The following is a 21,892-nucleotide window of genomic DNA, read 5'->3' as shown; positions in this document are numbered from 1 at the left end:
CTCAGAACTTAAAACCACGATGCAGCGCAACAATACCACCGGTTAGGTTGTAATAGTTGGTTTGCTCAAAACCTGCATCGTCCATCATACCTTTTAAGGTTTCTTGATTCGGATGCATACGGATAGATTCAGCGAGGTAACGATAGCTTTCGGCATCGTTAGCAATCAATTCACCCATTTTAGGCAATAAATGGAAAGAATACGCATCGTAAACTTTAGATAACGACTCTATAACCGGCTTAGAAAACTCTAATACTAATAAACGACCACCGGGCTTTAGAACACGATACATCGAGCGTAATGCTTTCTCTTTATCGGTCACATTACGTAAGCAGAAGCTGATTGTAATGCAATCAAAGTAATCATCAGGGAAAGGCAGTTCTTCTGCATTCGCTTGTACGTAACCTACGTTACCGACAATGCCAGAATCACGTAATTTACTGCGACCAACTTTCAGCATTGAATTATTGATGTCAGCCAAGATAACTTGACCCTCATCCCCAACAATACGTGAGAATTTAGCGGTTAAATCACCCGTACCACCGCCTAAATCCAACACGCGATTACCACGGCGCACACCACTACAATCAATAGTAAAACGCTTCCATACTCGGTGAATACCCAGCGACATCATGTCATTCATAATGTCATATTTCGCGGCAACGGAATGAAATACATCCGCGACTAAATTCACTTTGTCGTCCTTGGCTACGGTTCGATAACCGAAATGAGTCGTATCTTGTGTGGTGTCCGTCATGCTACATCCGTTATGCTTATAATTTGTGTAAATAACCAGCGTAGTGTACTTGATGGTTGAGCTTTGCTCAAAGCACTACGACAAATCATTTGCTGCAGAGCGCTCTGAATTACCTCTTTCGGGTAGTTCGTTCAAGGTAGATTGCGCTTTTTCTACCAATATTGGGTTTATATCACGCTTAACTTCAACCCCTAGCTGCTTAAATCCTTCCGCTTGGCGAATCACATTACCTCGCCCTAAGGTCAATTTATTCATTGCCCCTTGATAACTTTGGTTCGCCTTATCAAGAGATACGCCTACCATTTCCATATCGGTCACAAACAAACGTAATTTGTCGTATAACTTACTGGCACGTTCAGCAATTTGTTTGGCATTTTGATTTTGACGGTCATTGCGCCATAAGTTGTTTATCGTACGCAGCGCCACCAGCAATGTGGTTGGGCTCACCAGCATAATGTTCAAATCCATAGCATCACGGATCAAACTTGGGTCAGTCTCGATAGCAGCTTGGAACGCAGGCTCTACTGGTATAAACATCAAGACATAATCGAGGCTATGTAACCCATGTAGCTGATGATAATCTTTACGGCTTAATCCGCGCATGTGCGCTCGTAACGAAGCTGCATGCTCACTTAACGCCAACTCTTGTTCTGCAATTGTGTCAGCATTAAAGAAGCGCTCGTACGCAACCAGTGACATTTTAGCGTCTACCACCACATCTTTATCTTGCGGTAAATGCACCACTACATCGGGCTGATAGCGTTTTCCGTCTTCATTTTCTAAGCTGACTTGCGTTTGGTATTCGTGTCCTTCTCGTAAACCGGATTCACTCAGCACCCGTGCCAGTACTACTTCACCCCAATTACCCTGCGCTTTATTGTCCCCTTTTAACGCTTGAGTCAAGTTAATGGCTTCTTGTGCCATCTGTTCATTCAAGTGTTTAAGGTTGTTAATTTCATGCACTAAGGTGTGACGTTCACGTGATTCTTGACTGAAATTATCATTCACTTGTTTCTTAAAGCCTTCAAGCTGTGCTTTTAAAGGGCTAAGAATCGATTCCATGCTGAGTTTATTTTGCTCATCAACCGTTCGGGTTTTCTGTTCAAACAGTCGGTTAGCTAAACTTTCAAATTGCACCCGTAAACGCTCTTCTGCATTGGCAAGCAATGCAATTTTTTCTTCCGCGGCTTTTTGCTCTTCAAAATGACGCGCTTCTTGTTCTCTCAAGTCCCCTTCAAGCCCAGCATTGGCTGCCCGTGCATTTTCCAGCTGCTCAGAAAAGTATTGTTTTTCATTTTTCAGCGCTTCGAAATGGCGCATTTTTTCCAAGGCAGCGGCTAAACGACCGTGCATTTGGCGTAATTCATTGGTCAGGCGATCGCGCTCGACGTCGAGCTCGTCCAATTCATCATTACGCTCGGTTAATTGCGCTTGAATTTGCTGCTCACGGCTTTGTGCCAACTGTACGCCGGCATCAATCTGCTGTTGGAACAACTGTGCCTGTTGTTGCAAGCGCCCTTTCATCCAGATTGCGGTTAACACACTCGCAATAGTTGCACCGGAAATTGCAGCCAATACCGCCAGTGCACTACCGTTAAGCCATTCAGCCATCATCATTTAAACCTGAAAAAAGAAAAATATCAGACATAAAGGCTAAGTGGATACTGGATAAATGTCCAGCAGTTATCCGTTAGTGAAAACCAAGAAAGAAATAGTGACAAAAATTACGCGGAGACAATCACAGCGTTGAAAGATGTGATCTAGTTGTTAGAAAAACAATCGCATAGACTAGCGCCCTGACCCCCCTCTTATTATTAACCGAATCGTAGGAAAAAAATGAACGAACGTCATGCGCTCGGATATGGCTTAGCGGCTGTATTACTCTGGTCTACCGTCGCAACTGCATTTAAGATCACCCTTGAATATTTCACCCCTATTCAAATGATGGTCGCTGCCAGTATTGTTTCAGCTATTGCGCTGACGGCAATTGCAATCTATCAGGGCAAGCTGCACTTACTAGGCCGAACGTTTACCGCCCGTCCTTTTTATTACCTTACGCTCGGCTTGATAAACCCTTTTGCTTATTACCTCATTCTATTTAAATCGTATGAATTACTGCCAGCGTCTCAAGCTCAACCGCTCAACTATAGCTGGGCAATTACCCTGACATTAATGGCTGCGGTATTCCTCGGTCAGAAAATTCGAAAGCAAGATTGGGCAGCTTGTACACTGGGTTATTTCGGTGTGGTGGTAATAGCAACTAAAGGCAATATTACCGCGTTGCAGTTTGATAGCCCGTTAGGTGTTGGGCTGGCATTATTCTCAACCATTCTATGGGCGATGTACTGGATCTTAAATGCTAAAAATAAAGCCGACCCAGTGCTGGGGGTGTTATTGGGATTTTTGGTGTCATTACCTTTCTCGATTGGCTTAAGTTTGTATCTAGGCGGTTGGAAACTAGTGCCATGGCAAGGTTGGGTAGCTGTGAGTTACGTTGGCCTATTTGAAATGGGGATCACCTTCATCTTGTGGATAAACGCATTACGCTTAACCAACAATACAGCGCGGATCAGTAACTTGATTTTCATCTCGCCGTTTATTTCACTGCTGCTGTTAGCTACGATTATTGGCGAAGAAATTCACCCTTCTACTTTGGTCGGTTTGGTGCTGATAGTCTGCGGCCTCTTGATCCAACAGTGGAAAAGCAAGAAGGCCCCCGCAGCAAACACGTCGAGCTAATAAAAAAAAGCCTGTCACAAAGACAGGCTAACGTTTTACAGGGTTGTCGAGACCCAGCGCCTCTAGAAGAGCAAAGGCGTCTAGTTATAAATATTTACTTAATTTGCTGCTACTGTGTGCCATTTACGACCCACTTTAGACCAAAGAATCAATAAGCCAGGAATCACTAGCCACATTTGGAAAGTCAGTAGCATCGGCGGGGTAAAGTCTAAACGTTGCGTCAAACTCACCATCAAACCCGCGCCACTCATTTGGAATAAACCCAGCAATGCCGCAGCGGTTCCTGCACGGTCACCAAATGGTGCGAGTGCTTTACCTGCCGATGAGCCCAGAACGAACGCAAAGCCAAATGAACAGATAAAGATAGGGACCATAAATGCCCATGCTTGCGCGATGTTGCTCAATACCAGCATTGCCGCACCAGCACCAATCAATAAAATCAGCCCTGTTTTAAGCGTACGACGAGTACCAAAGCGATCCATATATTTAGGTGCGACCATACACGCTAAAATATTGAGCGCGGCATTAATACCAAACCAAATGGTGAATTGCCCCATATCCTGACCGAGCTCCATCATCAACCAAACTGGTGCTGATGTAACGTAAGCCAGGATCACCGCCATCGCCAGCATACATAGCGTCGCATGGAATAAGAAAACCGGCTCGCGCAATACGGACATATAGCGCTCGAAGCTGATCATAGAACCGTCAATATTGGTGTCTGCAGGGCGCGTTTCTTTAAAGCTGATAGCAATAAAGCTACCGGCAACTAGCGCAAAACCCGCCATAAAACTAAAGTTAGAACGCCAGCCAAACTCGTGGGTTAACCATGAACCAAGAATCGGCGCTAAGGCAGGAATGAAGCAGATTGCCCCATTTAAATAGCTGATCATACGGCCGCTACGTTCAGGACCAAAGCTATCACGCACTGCCGCAAAAGCTGCAACCGATGTCGCACAAGCACCGAAGCCTTGTAATAAACGCGCCACCAGCAATAAATCTAATGTTTGTGCCCAATACGCCATTGCCGCACTCAAGGTGTAAATGGTGATACCACCCAACGCAATAGGACGACGACCAAAGCGATCGGCCAAAGGGCCTGCCAACAATTGGCCAAGACCTAAACTAAACATGAACCATGTAACGGTATCTTGCACACGTGTTGTATCTACCGCAAATGTCTCTGCCATTGCTGGCAATGCGGGCAAATAAATATCGATCGCAAGAGGACTGAATAAAACAAGTACCACCATCAAGGCGACTAATTTTGTTCCTGATACGGCTGTTGATTGACTTGCCGTTGCTGTTTCTGGTTGCATGTTACTTTCCTATTTAATGACAGCGGCAGTCTAAGGCTTTAGTGATATGAATAGAAATGGTTTATATTCAAACCAGAATTTCCATTTTGGAATATCACTTTTTGCTGAGGTGCCCAGTGTCATTCGAAAAGCTTGCCCGACTTGATCTTAATCTCTTAGTTTGCCTGCATGTATTGCTTGAAGAATGCAGCGTGACCCATGCTGCAAAGCGCCTGAACCTAAGTCAATCGGCGGTGAGTAAAACCTTAACGCGCTTACGTGACCAATTTAATGACCCTTTGTTTATCCGTTCTGCTCACGGTATCAAGCCCACCCCTCGTGCGCTGGCATTAGTCCCATTACTAGAACAATTATTGCGGGATATCGAAAACCTTACAGCCCCAGCAATCTTTGAACCGAAAAGCAGTGATCGTCATTTTAAAATGGCACTGGTAGAAAGTGCCTATCCTTTATTTTTGCCGCAGTTTCTTGGTGATATATTCTCGGAAGGGCCCAATATCATTCTCGATACCCGCGCATGGGAACGTAATGCCTTTGATAAATTACAACGAGGTGAAATCGATTTTGGGATCACTGGCAAAGATCTGAACCCCAAAGATGCGATGCTGACGTTGATGCCCCCCAAAGGCATCATTTCTCAGGAGCTGTGCCGCGATACCCAATGTTGCATAGTACGCAAAGGACACCCTATTCTGAGCCCTGATAGCCCTGAGTGGGATCAAGATTATTACCTTGAACAACGTCATATTCAGGTACGTTGCGGGCAAGATGATCGTTGGTTATTGGATTATAAATTGGCAGAGCAAGGCCTGACGCGCGATATCGCCATGTATGTACCTGACTTCAACAGCGCGGCTAGCCTATGTACCCACACGGATCTGGTGTTTACCGCACCGAGCCATTTCGCGAATTACATTGCCGCGCAATTAGATTTGGTCGTACTCCCCTTACCCTCAGAACTTCCTGCTATGGCGTACACGTTATTTTGGCATCAACATCAAGAAAAAGACCTTGGGCATAGTTGGTTACGTCAAATAATCATCAGCCGCTGTCGTGATTTATCTACCGTCTAATTGCAGCCAGTCAACAAAAGCGATAACGTAATACGATCTGCCAGGGCAACTGAGTGCAATAAACGAGATATAAGAAAGTGCACATCATTGTTCAATAATTAATGTTCAGTAGTTAACGTTCAGTAATCAACGCTTAATTATTCCGGCTGGCAACTTTCCGTCACACGGACGGTGACATACAACAAGGAACCTCAAAACATGCAAGCAGTTATTTCACAACGTATTGAGCAGATCCGCCAATGGTTGGTTAACAATCAACTCGACGCTTTGCTTATTCCTCATGAAGATGAATACCTCGGCGAATACATTCCCGCGCATAATGAACGTTTACTTTGGGCGACGGGCTTCACTGGCTCTGCAGGTATGGCAGTGATCACTCGTGATAAAGCCGCCGTTTTCGTTGATGGTCGTTACGTGGTTCAAGTACGCAAGCAAGTACCTGGCGATGTGTTTGAATACCGCCATCTTATTGAAGAACCACCAGTACAGTGGGCGCAAGATAACCTTGCGGCTGGCAGTAAAGTCGCTATTGATGCTCGCCTTCACAGTGGTGCATGGTTAACGCGAACAACAGAAAGCCTTGCCGGTGCATTAGAACTTGTATGTATTGAGCAAAACCCTATCGAAATGCTATGGCATGATCGTCCTGCAGCAACATTGTCTAACGCCAAGTTAATGGGGCTAGATTTTGTAGGCCAAAGCAGTGCTGACAAGCGCAGTGAAATTGCAGAAAAACTGACGAACCTAAAAGCTGAAGCTGCGTTATTAACACAAGTCGATAGTATTGCGTGGTTATTAAACGTACGTGGTAGCGATGTGCCAAGCCTACCGGTTTTGTTATCAACAGCCATCATTCATGCTGACGCAAGCGTCGATTTCTACATTGATCCAGCTCGCTTACCGGAAGAGTTTGCCTCACACGTTGGCGACGGTGTTCGTATTCATCAACCTGACGCACTGGAAACAGGTTTACAGGCATTAGGTGGCAAGCAAGTATTGATTGATCCGGCAACAAGCAATGCATGGGCAGGTCAAACATTACATGCTGCAGGTGCCAATCTTATTGAAGCCGCAGACCCTTGTTTACTGCCAAAAGCACAAAAAAATTCAACTGAAATGGCAGGCATGAAAGCCTGTCATATTCGTGATGGTGTTGCAGTCTCTAAATATTTAGCATGGGTAGATGCACAGGTTGCTGCGGGTAACCTGCTGGATGAAGGCACGCTATCTGACAAGCTATGGCAGTTCCGTATTCAAGATACCAGCTGTACTGATGTAAGCTTTGATACGATTTCAGCTGCTGGAAGCAACGCCGCAATGTGTCATTACAATCACTTAAACCAACCAGAACCTAGCGTACTGGAAATGGATAATGTGTACCTTGTTGATTCAGGCGGTCAGTACCCTGATGGCACAACCGATATCACTCGTACAATTGCCATTGGTCAGCCTGGCGATGAGGTTAAGCATACTTTTACCTTGGTATTAAAAGGTCATATTGCTTTAGCATCAGCACGCTTTCCAAAAGGCACAACAGGCTCTCAACTTGATGCACTCGCCCGTCAACACCTATGGGCAAATGGCTTCGACTACGACCACGGTACTGGTCATGGTGTGGGTCACTTCCTTAGTGTGCATGAAGGACCGCAACGTATTGCGAAGAACTACAACCCAACAGCCTTACTACCGGGCATGGTGTTATCGAATGAGCCGGGTTACTACCGTGCAGATGCCTTTGGTATTCGTATTGAAAACCTAGAATTAATCGTTGAAGTAGAAACCCAAGGCGACATGACAGTGATGGGTTTTGAATCGCTAACGCGTGCACCGATTGATCGCCGTTTAATTGATTTAAGCTTGCTAAATGATGTTGAATTAGCTTGGTTAAACAATTACCACCACACGGTATTTACCGTGATCAGCCCATCTCTTGAAGGCGATGAGCTAGCATGGCTTGCACAAGCGACGGCACCACTGAAACGCTAAATCATTCGTTGATTCAAATTCAGTAAATAGCGACAAACTAAAACGCCCGTATACCTCTGCGAGTTATCGCGAAAGAGTATACGGGCGTTTTTTATTACACTACTATCTGGCTATTTACTTAGCCAGAATAAGCATGGTGCCAATCTTTCCATACCACTTCAAAACCATTCTGCTTAACGGCAGCTGCCACATCAGCAACCGAACGATCATCACTAATCGAAAATTGCTCCAGTTCTGGTTCATCGTTAGCATAACCACCCGGTTGAGTTTTCGAACCGGCCGACATACTTGTTACGCCTAGTGGTAATACATTGTCACGAAACTCGGGGGATTCTCGGGTCGATAATGATAATTCCACCTGCGGATTAAACATCCGATAGGCACAGATCAACTGAACTAACTGACGATCACTCATTATCGACTTCGGCTGTAATCCGCCTTCGCACGGGCGTAACCGCGGGAAGGAAATGGAATATCGGGTTTGCCAATACGTACGTTCAAGGTAATCAAGATGAGTCGCCGCAAAGAAACAGTCTGTCCGCCACTCTTCAAGCCCAATCAGCGCACCTATTCCGATTTTATCTATCCCAGCTTTAGCCAAACGATCCGGCGTGGCGAGGCGATACTCAAAGTCCATCTTATTGCCGCGCAAATGATGTTCGGCATAAGTCGGCGCGCTATAGGTTTCTTGGTACACCATCACGGCATCCAAGCCTAAGGTTTTCAGCTCGGCATATTCTTCTTGCTCTAGCGGCTGCACTTCCATTGCCAGATAGCTAAATTGCTGTTTGATCGCAGGCACACTTTCGCGAAAGTACTCCATTCCTACCTTGCGTTCATGCTCACCGGTTACCAGCAATACGCTATCAAAGTTCATCGCTTTGATAGCTTGGCATTCCTGGTCAATTTCCGCCAAGGTAAGCGTACGACGCTTAATCCGGTTTTCCATTGAAAAACCACAATAAGTACAGGCGTTTGCACAAAGATTAGAAAGATACAAAGGCACATAAAACGACATGGTGTGCCCAAATCGTTTACGGGTTAATGCTGCAGACTGCTGTGCCATTTGTTCTAAATACGGTTCAGCGGCTGGAGAGATCAACGCTTTGAAATCTTCCAAATCACGCTTCGGTTTTCGTAATGCACGCTCTACATCTGTCGCTGTTTTACTATAAATAGATAAACGTACATCATCCCAATTCAGCTGCTTCCAAACATCAACGTAACTCATGCACAACCCTTATGCGGTCTGATCTAAGAAAGCCGTTAATGGGCTTGACGCAATTGCATGGTTTACCGTGCCAGCCAAACCCGCTTCATACGCCATACGCCCACTTTCAACCGCTAGTTTGAATGCTCGCCCCATGGCAATAGGATCGGCGGCAGCGGCAATCGCCGTATTTACCAGTACCGCATCGGCACCCATTTCCATTGCTTCAGCAGCATGAGATGGCGCGCCAAGACCAGCATCAACGATAACTGGCACTCGCGCCTGATCGATAATAATTTCAAGGAAATCACGCGATGCCAGCCCTTTATTGGAGCCAATCGGGGCACCTAACGGCATCACAGCAGCACAACCGACTTCTTCTAGACGTTTGCATAACACAGGGTCGGCATGGCAATACGGCAAAACGATAAAGCCTTCACGCACCAGCTCGGCGGCGGCAGCCAATGTCTCGATTGGATCGGGCATTAAATATTTCGGGTCTGGATGAATTTCTAACTTCAGCCAATTGGTGCCCAAGGCTTCACGGGCAAGTTTCGCGGCAAAAATTGCTTCTTTGGCATTTTTTGCCCCTGAAGTATTAGGGAGCAGGTTCACTCCAGCTTTAATCAAAGGGGCAAGAATGTCGTCGTCACGGTTATCAATATCAACGCGTTTCAACGCCATCGTCACCAACTCAGATTCAGACGCGATAATAGATGTAGCCATCACCTGGCTGTTAGCATATTTCCCCGTTCCGGTAAAAAGACGAGAAGAGAACGTTTTATCTGCAATAGTTAACATTTTAGCCTCCAGCTATAGCTTGAAATAAAGCAATACGATCGCCAGCATTCAATATCGTGCTGCCCCATTGGCTGCGCGCAACAATATCGTCATTAAGGGCAACAGCCGTTGCTTGTAATGGCATTTCTAGTTTAGTAAGTAGCGCTTCAAGATTGAGGCCCAATGAGCACTCGACAGGTTTCTCATTGACCAGAACTTGGATCATTACATCGGTTGGATTATCGGTGTGGGTTGTCATTAGCGACTTACTCTCCATTGTCATTGTGCTGGCGGCACACTGGACACTGTGGATCAGCAGCAATATTAAATCGCTGCCAAGCCATGGTTAATCCATCAAATTGTTGCAGAGCGGCAAAGCCCACACTGCCTGCACCAGTGATACATTTAATCGATTCTAAAGCTTGCATCGTCCCCATCATGCCAACCACTGGGCCAGCAATACCTGAGTTACTGCAATTTTGAGGCTCTTGCGCGCCATCGGATTGGATCGGGAACAAACAGTGGTAACACGGCCCTGTTCCTGAACTATTATCAAATGCCATTAACTGACCTTGCCAGCGAATAGCAGCCCCTGATATCAAGGGCTTTTTCGCTTTAACACACGCTTGATTAACCGCGTGACGCGTTGGCAAGTTGTCGGAGCAATCCAGCACAATATCTGCCAGTGCCACTTCAATGGCTAACCGCTGATCAGCCAATCGCGCCTGCACCGCTCTGACTTTGATATAAGGGTTTAAGGCCTGAAGGTGCGCTGCTGCCATCTTGGCTTTGCTTTTCCCTTGGTCGGCATCACGGTAAATAACCTGACGCTGTAAGTTCGAGCTATCGACTTCGTCATCATCGGCAATCACAATATTACCGACCCCAGCCCCCGCAAGATAAAGCGCAGCCGCAGAACCTAACCCACCAGCGCCGACAAGCAATACTTGTGCTTGTGATAAGGCTTGCTGCCCAATCTCTCCGATATCTGGCAGCATGATTTGGCGGTTATAACGTAAAAATTCTTGATCAGTCAGCATCAATACGATCCGTTATTGTCTCGTTAATTACTTCAGGGAATTCAGGACGCACTAATAACTGGTTAAATGCATCAACCGCAACAGCTGGATCGCTCGCCTCGGTAATTGCACGTACCACAGCAACACTGCTGACCCCTGTACGCCACACTTTTTCGGCACGAGGTAAATCAATTCCGCCAATTGCAACAGTTGGGAATGTATCGCCAATCAGCTTTTGGTATAGCGCCAAACGGTTCAGTCCTTGCGGTTTTGATGGCATTTCTTTGGTCGTGGTAGGAAAGATATGACCCAGTGCGATATAACTTGGTGAGAATTCAGCGGCACGCAATATTTCGTAATAGCCATGTGTCGACAAGCCAATCCGTAAACCCGCTTGCTGAATCGCCACTAAATCTGCGGTTTCAAGATCTTCCTGCCCAAGGTGAACACCGTACGCTTGATGTTTTATCGCCAGTTGCCAATAGTCATTCACAAAGACTTGTGCTTTGTACTGGTTACCAGCAGCGATAATTTGCTGCACCTGAGTTTCAAGCTGTGGGTCTTGCGGGTTCTTAATCCGTAATTGCGTAGTTTTTACCCCAAGATCAAGCAAGCGCTCTACCCACTCAGCTGTATCAACCACCGGATACAACGCCAATTGCGATGCATCGGTGGCAGAAAACGGTTTAACTGCCACTTCTTTGCTCTGCCAACCTAACACATCCACTTCAGGATGATTCGCCGTTAACGGACATGGGAATAGCTCACGTGATACTGGCCAGCTAACTTCACCGTGACCATCTTGGTGAGAGCTTTGGTATCCACGCGCATGAGCACGCGCTAATGTCACGGCATCTTCCAAAGGATAATCTAAGGCTAATGCGCAAAGTAACATTGCACGCTGTGGCTCTCCTGCCCCTGCATGATGGCAGTAAACCGCACGCGCTTCGCCATTGTGGTGCCAGATATCAACACAGCCATTTTCGGTAGGCAGACCACACACAACCAAACGACTGTCTTGCTCAACCTTTAATTGCATCTCCCGCACACAGGGATACGGTGCGTACCATTGGTCCAGTACTTTTAATCCTGCGAAACCAGCCTCAGCCTGGTTGAAAACCAGGCTGAGCTGACGCTCTTCAATCTTAATGTCTACAACACCCGATTCACTCACGCTAACACTAACCGCATTACCTAGCTGATATTGATCAGCATTGGCAAGCAGTGGTTCAACATGCATCAGTAACGGCGTTAAGTGATCTGGTAAACATAAAGAGCTCATTAGATTTCCTCTTGAACAGGGTGATATAGCTCACTGCCTCGAGAACGGAATTCATCGGATTTTTGCTGCATGCCTTCTAACGGGTTATCAAGCAATTTAATCGCTATATCACCGTTTTCTTCTAGCCCTTTGGCATAATCTCGCACTTCTTGAGAGATTTTCATCGAGCAGAATTTAGGCCCACACATCGAACAAAAATGCGCGACTTTTCCTGATTCTTGAGGCAAAGTTTCATCATGATAGGCACGTGCCGTATCAGGGTCTAAGCCGAGGTTAAATTGGTCTTCCCAGCGGAATTCAAAACGGGCTTTTGATAATGCATTGTCTCGAACTTGCGCACCCGGGTGACCTTTAGCTAAGTCTGCCGCATGAGCACATAGCTTGTAGGTGATCAATCCGACTTTTACATCATCTTTATTGGGCAAACCGAGGTGTTCTTTCGGGGTGACGTAACACAACATGGCACAGCCGTACCAACCAATAATCGCAGCACCAATACCCGAGGTTATATGATCATAACCCGGTGCAATATCAGTCGTTAGGGGACCTAGCGTATAGAACGGCGCTTCGTGGCAGTGCTCAAGCTGCTCATCCATGTTCTCTTTGATCATGTGCATCGGCACATGGCCTGGGCCTTCAATCATGACCTGAACATCGTATTCCCATGCGATTTTAGTCAACTCGCCTAAGGTACGTAATTCACTAAACTGGGCTTCATCATTGGCATCTGCCACCGATCCCGGACGTAAGCCGTCACCGAGAGAAAGTGAAATATCGTACTGAGCACAAATCTCACAAATTTCGCGAAAGTGCATATAGAGAAAACTTTCTTCATGGTGAGCCAAGCACCACTTTGCCATTATGGATCCACCACGAGAAACAATGCCAGTGACACGCTTGGCGGTCATAGGTACATAACGCAGCAATACGCCAGCATGGATCGTAAAGTAATCGACCCCTTGCTCAGCCTGCTCCAACAACGTATCACGGAAGACATCCCAGTTCAGGTTTTCAGCAATACCATTGACCTTTTCCAGTGCCTGGTACATTGGCACAGTACCAATCGGCACTGGGCTGTTTCGGATAATCCATTCGCGGGTTTCGTGAATATTACGCCCAGTAGAAAGATCCATGACGGTATCGCCGCCCCAGCGGGTCGACCACACCAGTTTCTCGACCTCTTCTTCAATGGAAGAGCTCACTGCCGAGTTACCAATATTGGCATTCACTTTTACCAAGAAGTTACGGCCAATGATCATTGGCTCTGATTCTGGGTGGTTGATATTGGCAGGAATAATCGCACGACCTTCGGCGACTTCCTGGCGCACGAACTCGGGGGTGATTTCAGGGGGGAGATTGGCACCAAAGTTAATACCTGGATGCTGCTGGTTTAGCACTTCATCGGCATATTTGGCACGCCCCATATTTTCACGGATCGCGATATATTCCATTTCCGGTGTCACGATGCCTTTGCGCGCATAATGCAGCTGAGTGACACAGTACCCTTCAGCCGCTTGGCGTGCTTGAATTCGGGCATCAAAGCGCAGCTCATCGAGGGTTTCATCAGATAAACGTTCTTTGGTGTATACCGAATTTGATTCCTCCAGCAACACGGTATCGCCACGCTCTTCAATCCAACCTGAGCGCACTTTTTCTAGGCCATCATAAATATTAACGGGCTGGTTGGGATCGGTGTAGAAGCCCGACGTATCATAAACACGGATCGGTTCATTTGGCTCTAAGATAGGATCTTTTTTGGTACCACCGACTAAGCTGTCAGCCAGTGAAATTTCACGCATCGGTACTTGGATGTCTGCTCGACTACCTTGAACATACACTTTTTGTGAATTAGGGAAAGGTTGTACAGTAAGTGAATCTATAAATTGTTTAGCTTCCAGTCTCGCTTGTTTGCGAATCGACATAGCAAATTCCTTTGTTTCCATTTAGGGAAAATTGCTTGGCGGGTTGGTGCATAAACAAGAGGCGTACACGTAGTATGTGCAGCGTTATCTGATGCGCTAACTAAGTATAAATAATATTTCTATCAATACAGTTAGGCAGAAGATTTTCTCTTGTTCCCTTCGCAGGTATTAGCCTGATCAGGTTCAACGGATCCCGTAATACGGTCTCAGCCATGTGGCACTCCGACAAGTTTCAAAAGGAAGTATAAGGAAGGGAACAAATCACAGCAACCACAAAACCTAAAAAGTGATGAAGTAGCGATAAAAATTCAGATACGGCATAAATATACTGTTTCAACATTATTTTGTACGTTATTTAGCCACCATCACTAAGTACTACTGTAAAATCATGACATCACATTTCAATTTTTGGGCGACGTCATGGCTAATGTCATTACACCAGTGAAGGCGATTTTTGTGATAACCCATAATCACTAAGTTGGCTTTGATTTTTTCTGCTAACTCAATGACATGATTAGTGACACCACCATCAGCAATATGTACAGCACGTACTGGGTAAGGTGATTGCTTTGACAAGGCTGAAAGCTGGCTCATGCGTTTAAGCTCGAGATCGTTGTGGCTCTCTTCCAGCCCTAATTCAACATCCATATAGCTCACATTACCGATGCCTGGTTCAACATATACAATATGCAGTTCTGCATTATTTTGTTCTGCCACTACACCCGCTTTAATCATTAACTTGTGTGCATCAATATCATCAGGATTCACTGATAATAAAATAGTTTGGTAAAGTGCCATGATGCTGCCTCCCAAAGAAAAACAATTCGTAATACTTAACGATGATTATATTGCTGCTATAACAAGTATGTTCCAACTAGAAAAATATATTGCACAGGAAACAGTGATTTCAATTTTGAAACGATATGCGAATGAATAATTAAACCTAATTATGGTATTAGTATACCCAAGTCACCTCAAGATGCAGGATTCTCGCTGAAACGAGCAGCTTGAGGTAACTTGGGGATATATCAATTCTTTCATTTTAAATGAGATACCAATGAGTCAATTCACACTATTGGGTTTTATCGCCCTCGGGGGAGCCTTCGGAGCCTGCTCGCGCTACTTGATATCAGAGCTTTGCGTCGTACTTTTAGGGCGCGGATTCCCATACGGTACGCTAACTGTCAATGTTATTGGTTCGTTGCTGATGGGCATTTTAATGTCTTCACTTAACCAAGGGTTAATTGAAGCTGGACCATGGCGTCCGATTATCGGCTTGGGCTTTCTTGGTGCGCTGACTACCTTTTCTACGTTCTCGATGGATAACGTCATTTTAATGCAGCACGGTGAGTTCATAAAAGCAGGGCTAAACATTCTACTGAATGTGGCCTTGAGCATTACGGCCTGCTTTATCGGCTACCAACTAATGATGAAAAGCTAAATATACGTAACGCATTATTACGCGACCAACTACTTTTCGATACCAACAAAAAAGCCTCGCATAAATGCGAGGCTTTTTCTAAATCTGGCAGGGGTGGAGAGATTCGAACTCCCAACACGCGGATTTGGAATCCGCTGCTCTGCCAATTGGAGCTACACCCCTAGATGTGCTGATTATTGTATACCGCTGGCAGAGAATTGCTAGTAGCAATAGCGCAAAGTTTTCAACTTCTTGTCCAAGTGTCTACTTTACGAACAAAATAACTCTATTAACAACCACTTGCTGTCGAAAGAACCAGTTCCAACTAATAAAAAAGGTGACCCGAAGATCACCTTTTTTGTTCAGTAACGTCAGACGTTAGCCTTTATACAGCTTCGGGTTAAACACATCACGTAACCAATCACCCAGTAAATTAATCACCAATACCAGAGAGATCAAAACGATGCCAGGGAATGCAGTGATCCACCAAGAGCCTGAGAAAATGTAATTAAAGCCAATACTGATCAATGAGCCTAATGACGGTTGATCAACTGGCAAACCTAGACCAAGGAAGGATAATGCTGCTTCCGACATAATCGCATTCGCGATTTGTACTGTTGAAATAACCAAGATAGGTGATAAGCAGTTCGGCAAAATATGGCGGAACATGATACGTGGCGAACGGAATCCCATTACACGCGCAGCTTCAACATACTCTTTTTTCTTCTCGGCCAATACTGATGCACGCACAGTACGCGCATACTGCGGCCATTCAGCCACACCGATAATCACCACCAGCATAACCACTGCATATTGACTAAACAGCTCAGACCCTAAAACGGTTCGGAATATTGCCGACACTATGATGGCTACCATCATGGTTGAAAACGACAGCTGCACATCAGCAAAGCGCATCAAGAAGCTATCGATGCGACCACCAAAGTAACCCGCACTTAAACCAATTGTCACACCCAGTATTAACTGAAGACCAACGGCTAATAAACCAATGGTGAGTGATAAACGAGAACCATAAAGAATGGTAGAGAAAATATCTCGCCCCTGATCATCCGTGCCTAACAGAAAACGGCTATCGCCCTCTTCCATCCAAGACGGTGGCAGTTCAGAGTCCATGATATCGATGACCGACAAATCATAAGGGTCTGTCGGTGCAATCCATGGTGCTAATACTGATGCAGATACAAAAGTAAGGAAAAGGGCAAAACTGAACATCGCCACTTTATCTTTCAAGAAGTAGTACACGATATCGGAATTTTTAAAGCGTTCCCAACGGCTTGGAGCGGTTACTGTTGCTGTATTCATAACTTACTCCCCTTTACCTGTTAGATTAACGGTTGGGTTAACCAAGCCATATAGCAGGTCAACAATGGTATTCGTTACTACAAAGATTAAGCCCACGAAGATAACGTAAGCAGTGATTAACGGCGTATCTACACGGTTAATCGCATCTAGGAACAACAAGCCTGTTCCTGGCCATTGGAATACCGTTTCAGTCAAAATAGTGTAGGCAACCATTGTACCGATCTGCACCCCACCGACAGTTAATACTGGCAGCATGGTATTTTTCAACGCATGTTGATAATAAATCTTGTTGCTTGCTAAGCCTTTAGCTCTCGCAAACTTAATGTACTCCGAACTTAACGCTTCCAGCATTTCAGAACGAACAAGACGAATAAACAGTGGCAGCATGATGGAAGCAAGCGCGACACAAGGCAGTACTAAGTGTTTAAGACCATCAATGGTGAAGTAGCCCGATTGCCAGCCTAATACATTCGCAGTTTCCCCTCGGCCATAAGACGGCAGCCAACCTAATTCAATAGAGAAAACATACATCAACATGATCGCAGTTAAGAAGACTGGTATAGAAATACCGACACTACTAAGCGCCATCACGGTTTTAGTAAACATGCTATTGGGGTGGATAGCAGAATAAACCCCGAGTGGTATCGACACCACGATAATAATAAGAGTTGCGCCGAACACAAGCTCAAGCGTTGCCACCAGTTTATCCAGAATCACTTCTGCTGCTGGGCGCTTAAAAAAATATGACGTACCTAAATCGCCTTGAACGGCGTTAATAATAAAACGGCTATATTTAGTCACGAATGGGTCGTTTAGACCGAGATCGTCACGCAATTGTTGACGTTCAGCTTCTGATACAGACTGCCCCACCAGCTCTCGCAATGGGTCGCCAAGGTTATCCTGAATGGCAAATGCCACCAGACTGATCACAAACATCACTATCAGTGCCTGAAACAGGCGCTTGACCAGAAACGTAAACATTCCTTGCCCCTTCTATCGTCCTTAAAAAGTGCCGAAGCATGTCACTTCGGCACTGGTGCTGCTTATTTCATTTACAAGCTGTTACTTACTTCTCATCAACCACAAGGTCACCGAAGTAAGGCATTACCATTGAGTTAACAATCTTTGCAGCATGAACATTTGATTTCACACCCCATGCTTCACTCTGCCAATGTAGGGGTACGTATGCCGCATCGTTATACAAAGTGGCTTCTACTGTTTGAAGCATTTGTGCACGCTTTTTAGGGTCCGTTTCTACGTTCGAGCCTTCTACTAACTTATCGACTTCAGCATTTGAATAATGACCACAGTTATACTGACCACGACCTGTTTCTTCATTTCGTGTCATTGTCAGGAATTCACTTAGGTTCGCTGAATCTTCTGTATCTGAGTGCCAACCAATCATCATCATGTCTGCTGAACACAGATCGAACTCAGGCCAGTATTGCGCTTTTGGCAATGTTTTTAGATCCACCTTGATGCCGATTTTAGATAACATTGCAGCTGCAGCCTGCGCCACTTTTGCATCGTTAACATAACGGTTGTTAGGTGCCATCATGGTTAGCGTAAAGCCGTTCTCGTAACCAGCTTCCTTCATAAGCTCTTTCGCTTTTTTCAGGTCGTAACGTGGAACTAGCTCACCGTCGTAACCCGCATAACCTTCAGGACCTTGCTGACCAGCTGCCGTTGCGAAGCCTTTCATGATTTTCTTCACGATGCCTTCGTTATTGATTGCATTAACAATCGCTTGACGAACTCGTACGTCTTTTAGGGCTTCGTTGCTATTTTGGTTCATCTGGAACGTGATGATACGTGTGCCAGGTAGCGTAACTAGATCGATACCGTCAGCGTTCTCTACACGCTTATGATCGTTTGGTGCAACAGGGTGAATCATATCAACACCACCAGAAAGCAGCGCTGCTACACGTGTGGCGTTTTCTTTAATCGGCACTAACGTTAGCTTATCAACGTTACCTTCCGATGCTGTGTCCCAGTAATCTGCAAAGCGTTCAAATTCAACTTTAACGCCCTGCTCACGCGACGTTACAACAAAAGGACCGGTACCAGAAATGTGTGTTGATGCGAAAGAATTACCATGCTTCACTAACTCAGCTTTATCTTTACCATCTTCTGTTTTACCCGAGTAGAACTTGCTGTCCATTGGGAAGATGTAAGTTGCTGTTTGAAGCACTAGCGGATAAGGACCTTTTGAGATCAATTGAACTGTGTACTCATCCACTTTTTTCATTTCTGAGTACGGTTCGAAGATTGCTTTAAAATCAGGTGATGATTTAAGACGGTTAAATGTCCAAACTACGTCATCCGCTGTCATGGTGTTACCGGAGTGGAATTTAACCCCTTTACGTAATGTGAACTGGAATGTGTTGTCATCAATACGTTTCCAGCTTTCAGCTAGACGAGATTCAAATTCAAACTCTTGGGTATAACGAACCAGTGGATCAAAGACCATGTGGGACAATTGCAGCGTACCACCAGAAAGTTGCTCATGCGGGTCAAGTGATACTGGATCGGCATCGTAAGCGACTTTGATATTTGCTGCTGCTGCGCTAAAACTCAGACCTGCGGCGATTAAAGCGACTGCCAGCTTGCTCTTAATGGTTTTCATTGCATAACTCCTTTATGCGGGGAGCGAACTCCCTTGCTGTTGTGTTTGGTTTTTATTAGTTTTACTGAACCCAGCCAAGGCAATTGCAATAGCCATAACCGGTACAGATGGTTAAGCTAATTTCAATCCTTCCTGACTCATACCTTTAAACTCAGGCATCAATGAAATCAGGTGTTTGCTGTACTCATGTTGAGGAGCAGTAAACAGTTGCTCGGTAGGCGAGACTTCCAACAGTGTTCCTTGCTGCATTACACCAATACGGTCACACATTTGTCGTATAACGGGTAAATCATGGCTAATAAATAGCATGGTGAGGTTTAACTCATCCTGCAGGTCTTTCAGCAGATTAAGAATTTGTGCCTGTACCGATACATCCAATGCAGATGTCGGCTCATCACAAATTAATAAACGTGGGCGAGTAGCGAGCGCACGAGCGATAGAAATACGCTGACGCTGACCACCAGAAAATTCATGGGGAAATTTCACGCTAGCTGCACGACCTAAACCAACATGATCCAATAAGTCATGCACAATTTGACGCGTTTGAGCTTCATTATCAGACAGTTTATGGAAACGAATAGGTTCGGCAATAATATCGAATATTTTCATCCGTGGGTTCATTGAAGAATACGGATTTTGGAATACCATCTGCATTTGACGACGCATTGGGCGGCGTTCTTTTTCACTCTTCAGTGCCGTAAGATCAATGCCTTCAAATGTCACTTTTCCTGAATTAGGCGGGTATAACCCAGCAATAACACGTGCAATCGTTGATTTACCTGAACCAGATTCACCGACTAAACCAAATGTCTCACCTTCATAGATTTCAAAGCTAACATTATTAGAAGCTTGCACGTACTCACGGCGACTTTCAAAAAATGAATCTTTCGTCGTAAAACGTAGATTCACGTTTTCAACCTGAAGCAAAGCACCAGTGTAACTGCGCTGATCTTCACTTTGACCTAGCCAATGGTTTTTTACATCAAGTTGCGTCAACTCATGCGCTTCTTCGATATAACTAACCAACGGAAAACGATTTAGTTTTACGTCTGAACGAGGCACCGCAGAAATCAAACTTTGAGTATATGGATGGTTAGGACGACTCAATACTTGCTCAGTCGTACCAATCTCAACCAAATCACCACGGTACATTACCGCAACCCGATCGGTTACATTCGATACTACGCCCATATCGTGAGTGACCAGCATACAGCCGACATTCTTCTCGATACAAAGATTACGAATAAGAGTCAGGATTTGATCTTGAATTGATACATCGAGTGCTGTTGTTGGCTCATCAGCTATTATCAGGTCAGGTTCACCAGATAGCGCTATCGCTATTACCACACGTTGACGCATACCACCAGAAAACTGGTGCGGATACTGTTTGATACGAAGTTCTGGCTCAGGAATACCAACCTGATCCATTAAACTAATAGCACGCGTATAGGCCTCAGCCTTCGTTACCTTTAAATTCGTTAAAATCGTTTCTGTTATCTGTTGTTCAACCGTAAAGAGTGGGTTTAACGACGTCATCGGATCTTGGAAAATAAATCCAATTTTTGAACCTCGAATCTTTCTCATCTCTTCTGATGATAAACCTGAGATTTTATCACCATCCAGATAAACGTCACCACTTGCGACCTTTCCTGGTGGGCTCAATAAATCAATAACAGCATTACCTACTGTCGACTTACCGGCGCCTGACTCACCCACTACACCTACTATCTCACCACGTTCAATGGTGAACGATAGTGATTTAACAGCGGCATGTATCCCATGACGAGAGGGGTATTCTATACGAAGATTTTTTACTTCTAATAATGACATTACCAGACCTCAACTGCTTGGCAGCTTTCTGCCCTGTCTGAAAAATTGAATCCATTCACTTCCAGTACAAATGGCTGGACATAAGTACGTCCAATAATCTGTCAAAAATTTCACAGAAAAGCAACAAAACAAGCTGAAAAACTAAAAAATAGAGTAAAGAACGAATAAATACTCAATTCAAACCACACGAAAAGCGATTATCCAGAGGTTGTGAAACGCCACCAATGCGCTGCTACACAAGGCTGAATTAAGAGTTTTTATCTAGAAAAAGCCCTATATCTTATAACTTAAAATAAAATAATCATGAATAAAAAATCAAAAAAAGCTCATGCAACATTTAACACTATATAAACATAAACTAATAACGCAGGGTAAAACAGTTATTTAAACCACACTAAAAGATAATATCGAGATATATGTTCAAATGATAAGTACCAATGCAGTGAATACCACCAATGCATGTATAGGTTTGCTTTTTTACTCGCCTCAAAGCCACATAAAAAATAAAACGCAAATATATCAATACGTTAAAGTGATACTTGAGGTAATAGGAAGGAAAAGTACATCGCTATACGAATTAAAGGTCAGCCATTAATGAAAAAAGAAAAA

18 protein-coding genes, 1 tRNA gene and 1 riboswitch are annotated in these 21,892 nt (G+C 44.9%); of the genes, 4 read left to right on the top strand and 15 right to left on the bottom strand.

Annotation, left to right across the window (positions count from 1 at the left end; all coding sequences use genetic code 11):
* Position 1: 1 nt before the first annotated feature.
* Positions 2-757, bottom strand: coding sequence for a bifunctional demethylmenaquinone methyltransferase/2-methoxy-6-polyprenyl-1,4-benzoquinol methylase UbiE (gene ubiE, locus C9J47_RS16210; protein ID WP_107254448.1), 756 nt, complete (start codon positions 755-757; stop codon positions 2-4).
* A 75-nt stretch (positions 758-832) separates the two neighbouring features.
* Positions 833-2,371: a DNA recombination protein RmuC gene (gene rmuC, locus C9J47_RS16205; RefSeq protein WP_107254447.1), complete on the bottom strand. Its 1,539-nt coding sequence runs from the start codon at positions 2,369-2,371 to the stop codon at positions 833-835.
* 222 nt (positions 2,372-2,593) lie between these two features.
* Between rmuC and C9J47_RS16200 the strand changes: the two genes are divergently transcribed.
* Positions 2,594-3,496, top strand: coding sequence for a DMT family transporter (locus tag C9J47_RS16200; protein ID WP_107254446.1), 903 nt, complete (start codon positions 2,594-2,596; stop codon positions 3,494-3,496).
* A gap of 98 nt (positions 3,497-3,594) precedes the next feature.
* On the opposite strand, the gene C9J47_RS16195 is transcribed toward C9J47_RS16200, so the two are convergent.
* Complete coding sequence (locus C9J47_RS16195; protein ID WP_107254445.1) at positions 3,595-4,815, bottom strand: multidrug effflux MFS transporter; 1,221 nt, start codon at positions 4,813-4,815, stop codon at positions 3,595-3,597.
* 116 nt (positions 4,816-4,931) lie between these two features.
* Between C9J47_RS16195 and C9J47_RS16190 the strand changes: the two genes are divergently transcribed.
* Together C9J47_RS16190 and C9J47_RS16185 are read left to right on the top strand one after the other, a co-directional pair.
* On the top strand, positions 4,932-5,888 hold the full coding sequence (locus tag C9J47_RS16190; RefSeq protein ID WP_107254444.1) for a LysR substrate-binding domain-containing protein: 957 nt from the start codon (positions 4,932-4,934) through the stop codon (positions 5,886-5,888).
* Between the two features lie 198 nt (positions 5,889-6,086).
* Positions 6,087-7,874: an aminopeptidase P family protein gene (locus C9J47_RS16185; protein WP_107254443.1), complete on the top strand. Its 1,788-nt coding sequence runs from the start codon at positions 6,087-6,089 to the stop codon at positions 7,872-7,874.
* A 118-nt stretch (positions 7,875-7,992) separates the two neighbouring features.
* Here the strand turns inward: C9J47_RS16185 and thiH are convergent, their stop codons facing one another.
* The 7 genes from thiH to C9J47_RS16150 all read right to left on the bottom strand — a co-directional run bounded on the left by thiH (position 7,993) and on the right by C9J47_RS16150 (position 14,885).
* Positions 7,993-9,105 carry a 2-iminoacetate synthase ThiH gene (thiH, locus tag C9J47_RS16180; protein ID WP_107254442.1) on the bottom strand — a complete coding sequence of 371 codons (1,113 nt, stop codon included), beginning with the start codon at positions 9,103-9,105 and terminating at the stop codon, positions 7,993-7,995.
* Positions 9,106-9,114: 9 nt separating this feature from the next.
* The gene (locus C9J47_RS16175; protein WP_107254441.1) at positions 9,115-9,885 is read right to left on the bottom strand and encodes a thiazole synthase; all 771 of its coding nucleotides are present in this window, start codon (positions 9,883-9,885) and stop codon (positions 9,115-9,117) included.
* A 1-nt stretch (position 9,886) separates the two neighbouring features.
* Complete coding sequence (thiS, locus tag C9J47_RS16170; RefSeq protein ID WP_107254440.1) at positions 9,887-10,123, bottom strand: sulfur carrier protein ThiS; 237 nt, start codon at positions 10,121-10,123, stop codon at positions 9,887-9,889.
* 7 nt (positions 10,124-10,130) lie between these two features.
* Positions 10,131-10,904, bottom strand: coding sequence for a HesA/MoeB/ThiF family protein (locus C9J47_RS16165; RefSeq protein ID WP_107254439.1), 774 nt, complete (start codon positions 10,902-10,904; stop codon positions 10,131-10,133).
* Positions 10,894-12,165: a thiamine phosphate synthase gene (locus C9J47_RS16160; RefSeq protein WP_107254438.1), complete on the bottom strand. Its 1,272-nt coding sequence runs from the start codon at positions 12,163-12,165 to the stop codon at positions 10,894-10,896. The genes C9J47_RS16165 and C9J47_RS16160 overlap by 11 nt, the downstream gene beginning before the upstream one ends.
* Complete coding sequence (gene thiC / locus C9J47_RS16155) at positions 12,165-14,087, bottom strand: phosphomethylpyrimidine synthase ThiC (protein WP_107254437.1); 1,923 nt, start codon at positions 14,085-14,087, stop codon at positions 12,165-12,167. The genes C9J47_RS16160 and thiC overlap by 1 nt, the downstream gene beginning before the upstream one ends.
* Positions 14,088-14,224: 137 nt before the next feature.
* Positions 14,225-14,322, bottom strand: a riboswitch (TPP riboswitch).
* A gap of 140 nt (positions 14,323-14,462) precedes the next feature.
* Positions 14,463-14,885, bottom strand: coding sequence for a universal stress protein (locus C9J47_RS16150; protein WP_107254436.1), 423 nt, complete (start codon positions 14,883-14,885; stop codon positions 14,463-14,465).
* A 259-nt stretch (positions 14,886-15,144) separates the two neighbouring features.
* On the opposite strand from C9J47_RS16150, the gene crcB reads away from it, so the two are divergent.
* Positions 15,145-15,528, top strand: a complete 384-nt coding sequence (crcB, locus tag C9J47_RS16145) for a fluoride efflux transporter CrcB (RefSeq protein WP_006233213.1) — start codon at positions 15,145-15,147, stop codon at positions 15,526-15,528.
* 85 nt (positions 15,529-15,613) lie between these two features.
* Here crcB and C9J47_RS16140 read toward each other — a convergent pair.
* The 5 genes from C9J47_RS16140 to C9J47_RS16120 all read right to left on the bottom strand — a co-directional run bounded on the left by C9J47_RS16140 (position 15,614) and on the right by C9J47_RS16120 (position 21,283).
* Positions 15,614-15,690: transfer RNA gene (locus tag C9J47_RS16140), tRNA-Trp, on the bottom strand.
* Positions 15,691-15,885: 195 nt separating this feature from the next.
* Positions 15,886-16,827, bottom strand: a complete 942-nt coding sequence (locus C9J47_RS16135) for an ABC transporter permease (RefSeq protein ID WP_107254435.1) — start codon at positions 16,825-16,827, stop codon at positions 15,886-15,888.
* A 3-nt stretch (positions 16,828-16,830) separates the two neighbouring features.
* Positions 16,831-17,808: an ABC transporter permease gene (locus C9J47_RS16130; protein WP_107254434.1), complete on the bottom strand. Its 978-nt coding sequence runs from the start codon at positions 17,806-17,808 to the stop codon at positions 16,831-16,833.
* 85 nt (positions 17,809-17,893) lie between these two features.
* The gene (locus tag C9J47_RS16125) at positions 17,894-19,453 is read right to left on the bottom strand and encodes an ABC transporter substrate-binding protein (protein WP_107254433.1); all 1,560 of its coding nucleotides are present in this window, start codon (positions 19,451-19,453) and stop codon (positions 17,894-17,896) included.
* 111 nt (positions 19,454-19,564) lie between these two features.
* Positions 19,565-21,283 carry a dipeptide ABC transporter ATP-binding protein gene (locus tag C9J47_RS16120; RefSeq protein ID WP_006233209.1) on the bottom strand — a complete coding sequence of 573 codons (1,719 nt, stop codon included), beginning with the start codon at positions 21,281-21,283 and terminating at the stop codon, positions 19,565-19,567.
* Positions 21,284-21,892 lie beyond the last annotated feature (609 nt).

This window comes from Photobacterium indicum, from assembly GCF_003026215.1.
In the GTDB taxonomy this organism is placed as follows: domain Bacteria; phylum Pseudomonadota; class Gammaproteobacteria; order Enterobacterales; family Vibrionaceae; genus Photobacterium; species Photobacterium indicum.
This window is presented reverse-complemented; position numbering and strand designations above follow the sequence as displayed.

Bases quoted from the DNA above. Each gene is read 5' to 3' on its own strand.
- C9J47_RS16150 (WP_107254436.1), bottom strand. From the start codon at position 14,885: ATGGCACTTTACCAAACTATTTTATTATCAGTGAATCCTGATGATATT.
- C9J47_RS16200 (WP_107254446.1), top strand. From the start codon at position 2,594: ATGAACGAACGTCATGCGCTCGGATATGGCTTAGCGGCTGTATTACTC.
- C9J47_RS16185 (WP_107254443.1), top strand. From the start codon at position 6,087: ATGCAAGCAGTTATTTCACAACGTATTGAGCAGATCCGCCAATGGTTG.
- ubiE (WP_107254448.1), bottom strand. From the start codon at position 757: ATGACGGACACCACACAAGATACGACTCATTTCGGTTATCGAACCGTA.
- thiC (WP_107254437.1), bottom strand. From the start codon at position 14,087: ATGTCGATTCGCAAACAAGCGAGACTGGAAGCTAAACAATTTATAGAT.
- C9J47_RS16165 (WP_107254439.1), bottom strand. From the start codon at position 10,904: ATGCTGACTGATCAAGAATTTTTACGTTATAACCGCCAAATCATGCTG.
- C9J47_RS16195 (WP_107254445.1), bottom strand. From the start codon at position 4,815: ATGCAACCAGAAACAGCAACGGCAAGTCAATCAACAGCCGTATCAGGA.
- C9J47_RS16120 (WP_006233209.1), bottom strand. From the start codon at position 21,283: ATGTCATTATTAGAAGTAAAAAATCTTCGTATAGAATACCCCTCTCGT.
- crcB (WP_006233213.1), top strand. From the start codon at position 15,145: ATGAGTCAATTCACACTATTGGGTTTTATCGCCCTCGGGGGAGCCTTC.
- rmuC (WP_107254447.1), bottom strand. From the start codon at position 2,371: ATGATGGCTGAATGGCTTAACGGTAGTGCACTGGCGGTATTGGCTGCA.
- thiS (WP_107254440.1), bottom strand. From the start codon at position 10,123: ATGACAACCCACACCGATAATCCAACCGATGTAATGATCCAAGTTCTG.
- C9J47_RS16135 (WP_107254435.1), bottom strand. From the start codon at position 16,827: ATGAATACAGCAACAGTAACCGCTCCAAGCCGTTGGGAACGCTTTAAA.
- C9J47_RS16130 (WP_107254434.1), bottom strand. From the start codon at position 17,808: ATGTTTACGTTTCTGGTCAAGCGCCTGTTTCAGGCACTGATAGTGATG.
- C9J47_RS16160 (WP_107254438.1), bottom strand. From the start codon at position 12,165: ATGAGCTCTTTATGTTTACCAGATCACTTAACGCCGTTACTGATGCAT.
- thiH (WP_107254442.1), bottom strand. From the start codon at position 9,105: ATGAGTTACGTTGATGTTTGGAAGCAGCTGAATTGGGATGATGTACGT.
- C9J47_RS16125 (WP_107254433.1), bottom strand. From the start codon at position 19,453: ATGAAAACCATTAAGAGCAAGCTGGCAGTCGCTTTAATCGCCGCAGGT.
- C9J47_RS16175 (WP_107254441.1), bottom strand. From the start codon at position 9,885: ATGTTAACTATTGCAGATAAAACGTTCTCTTCTCGTCTTTTTACCGGA.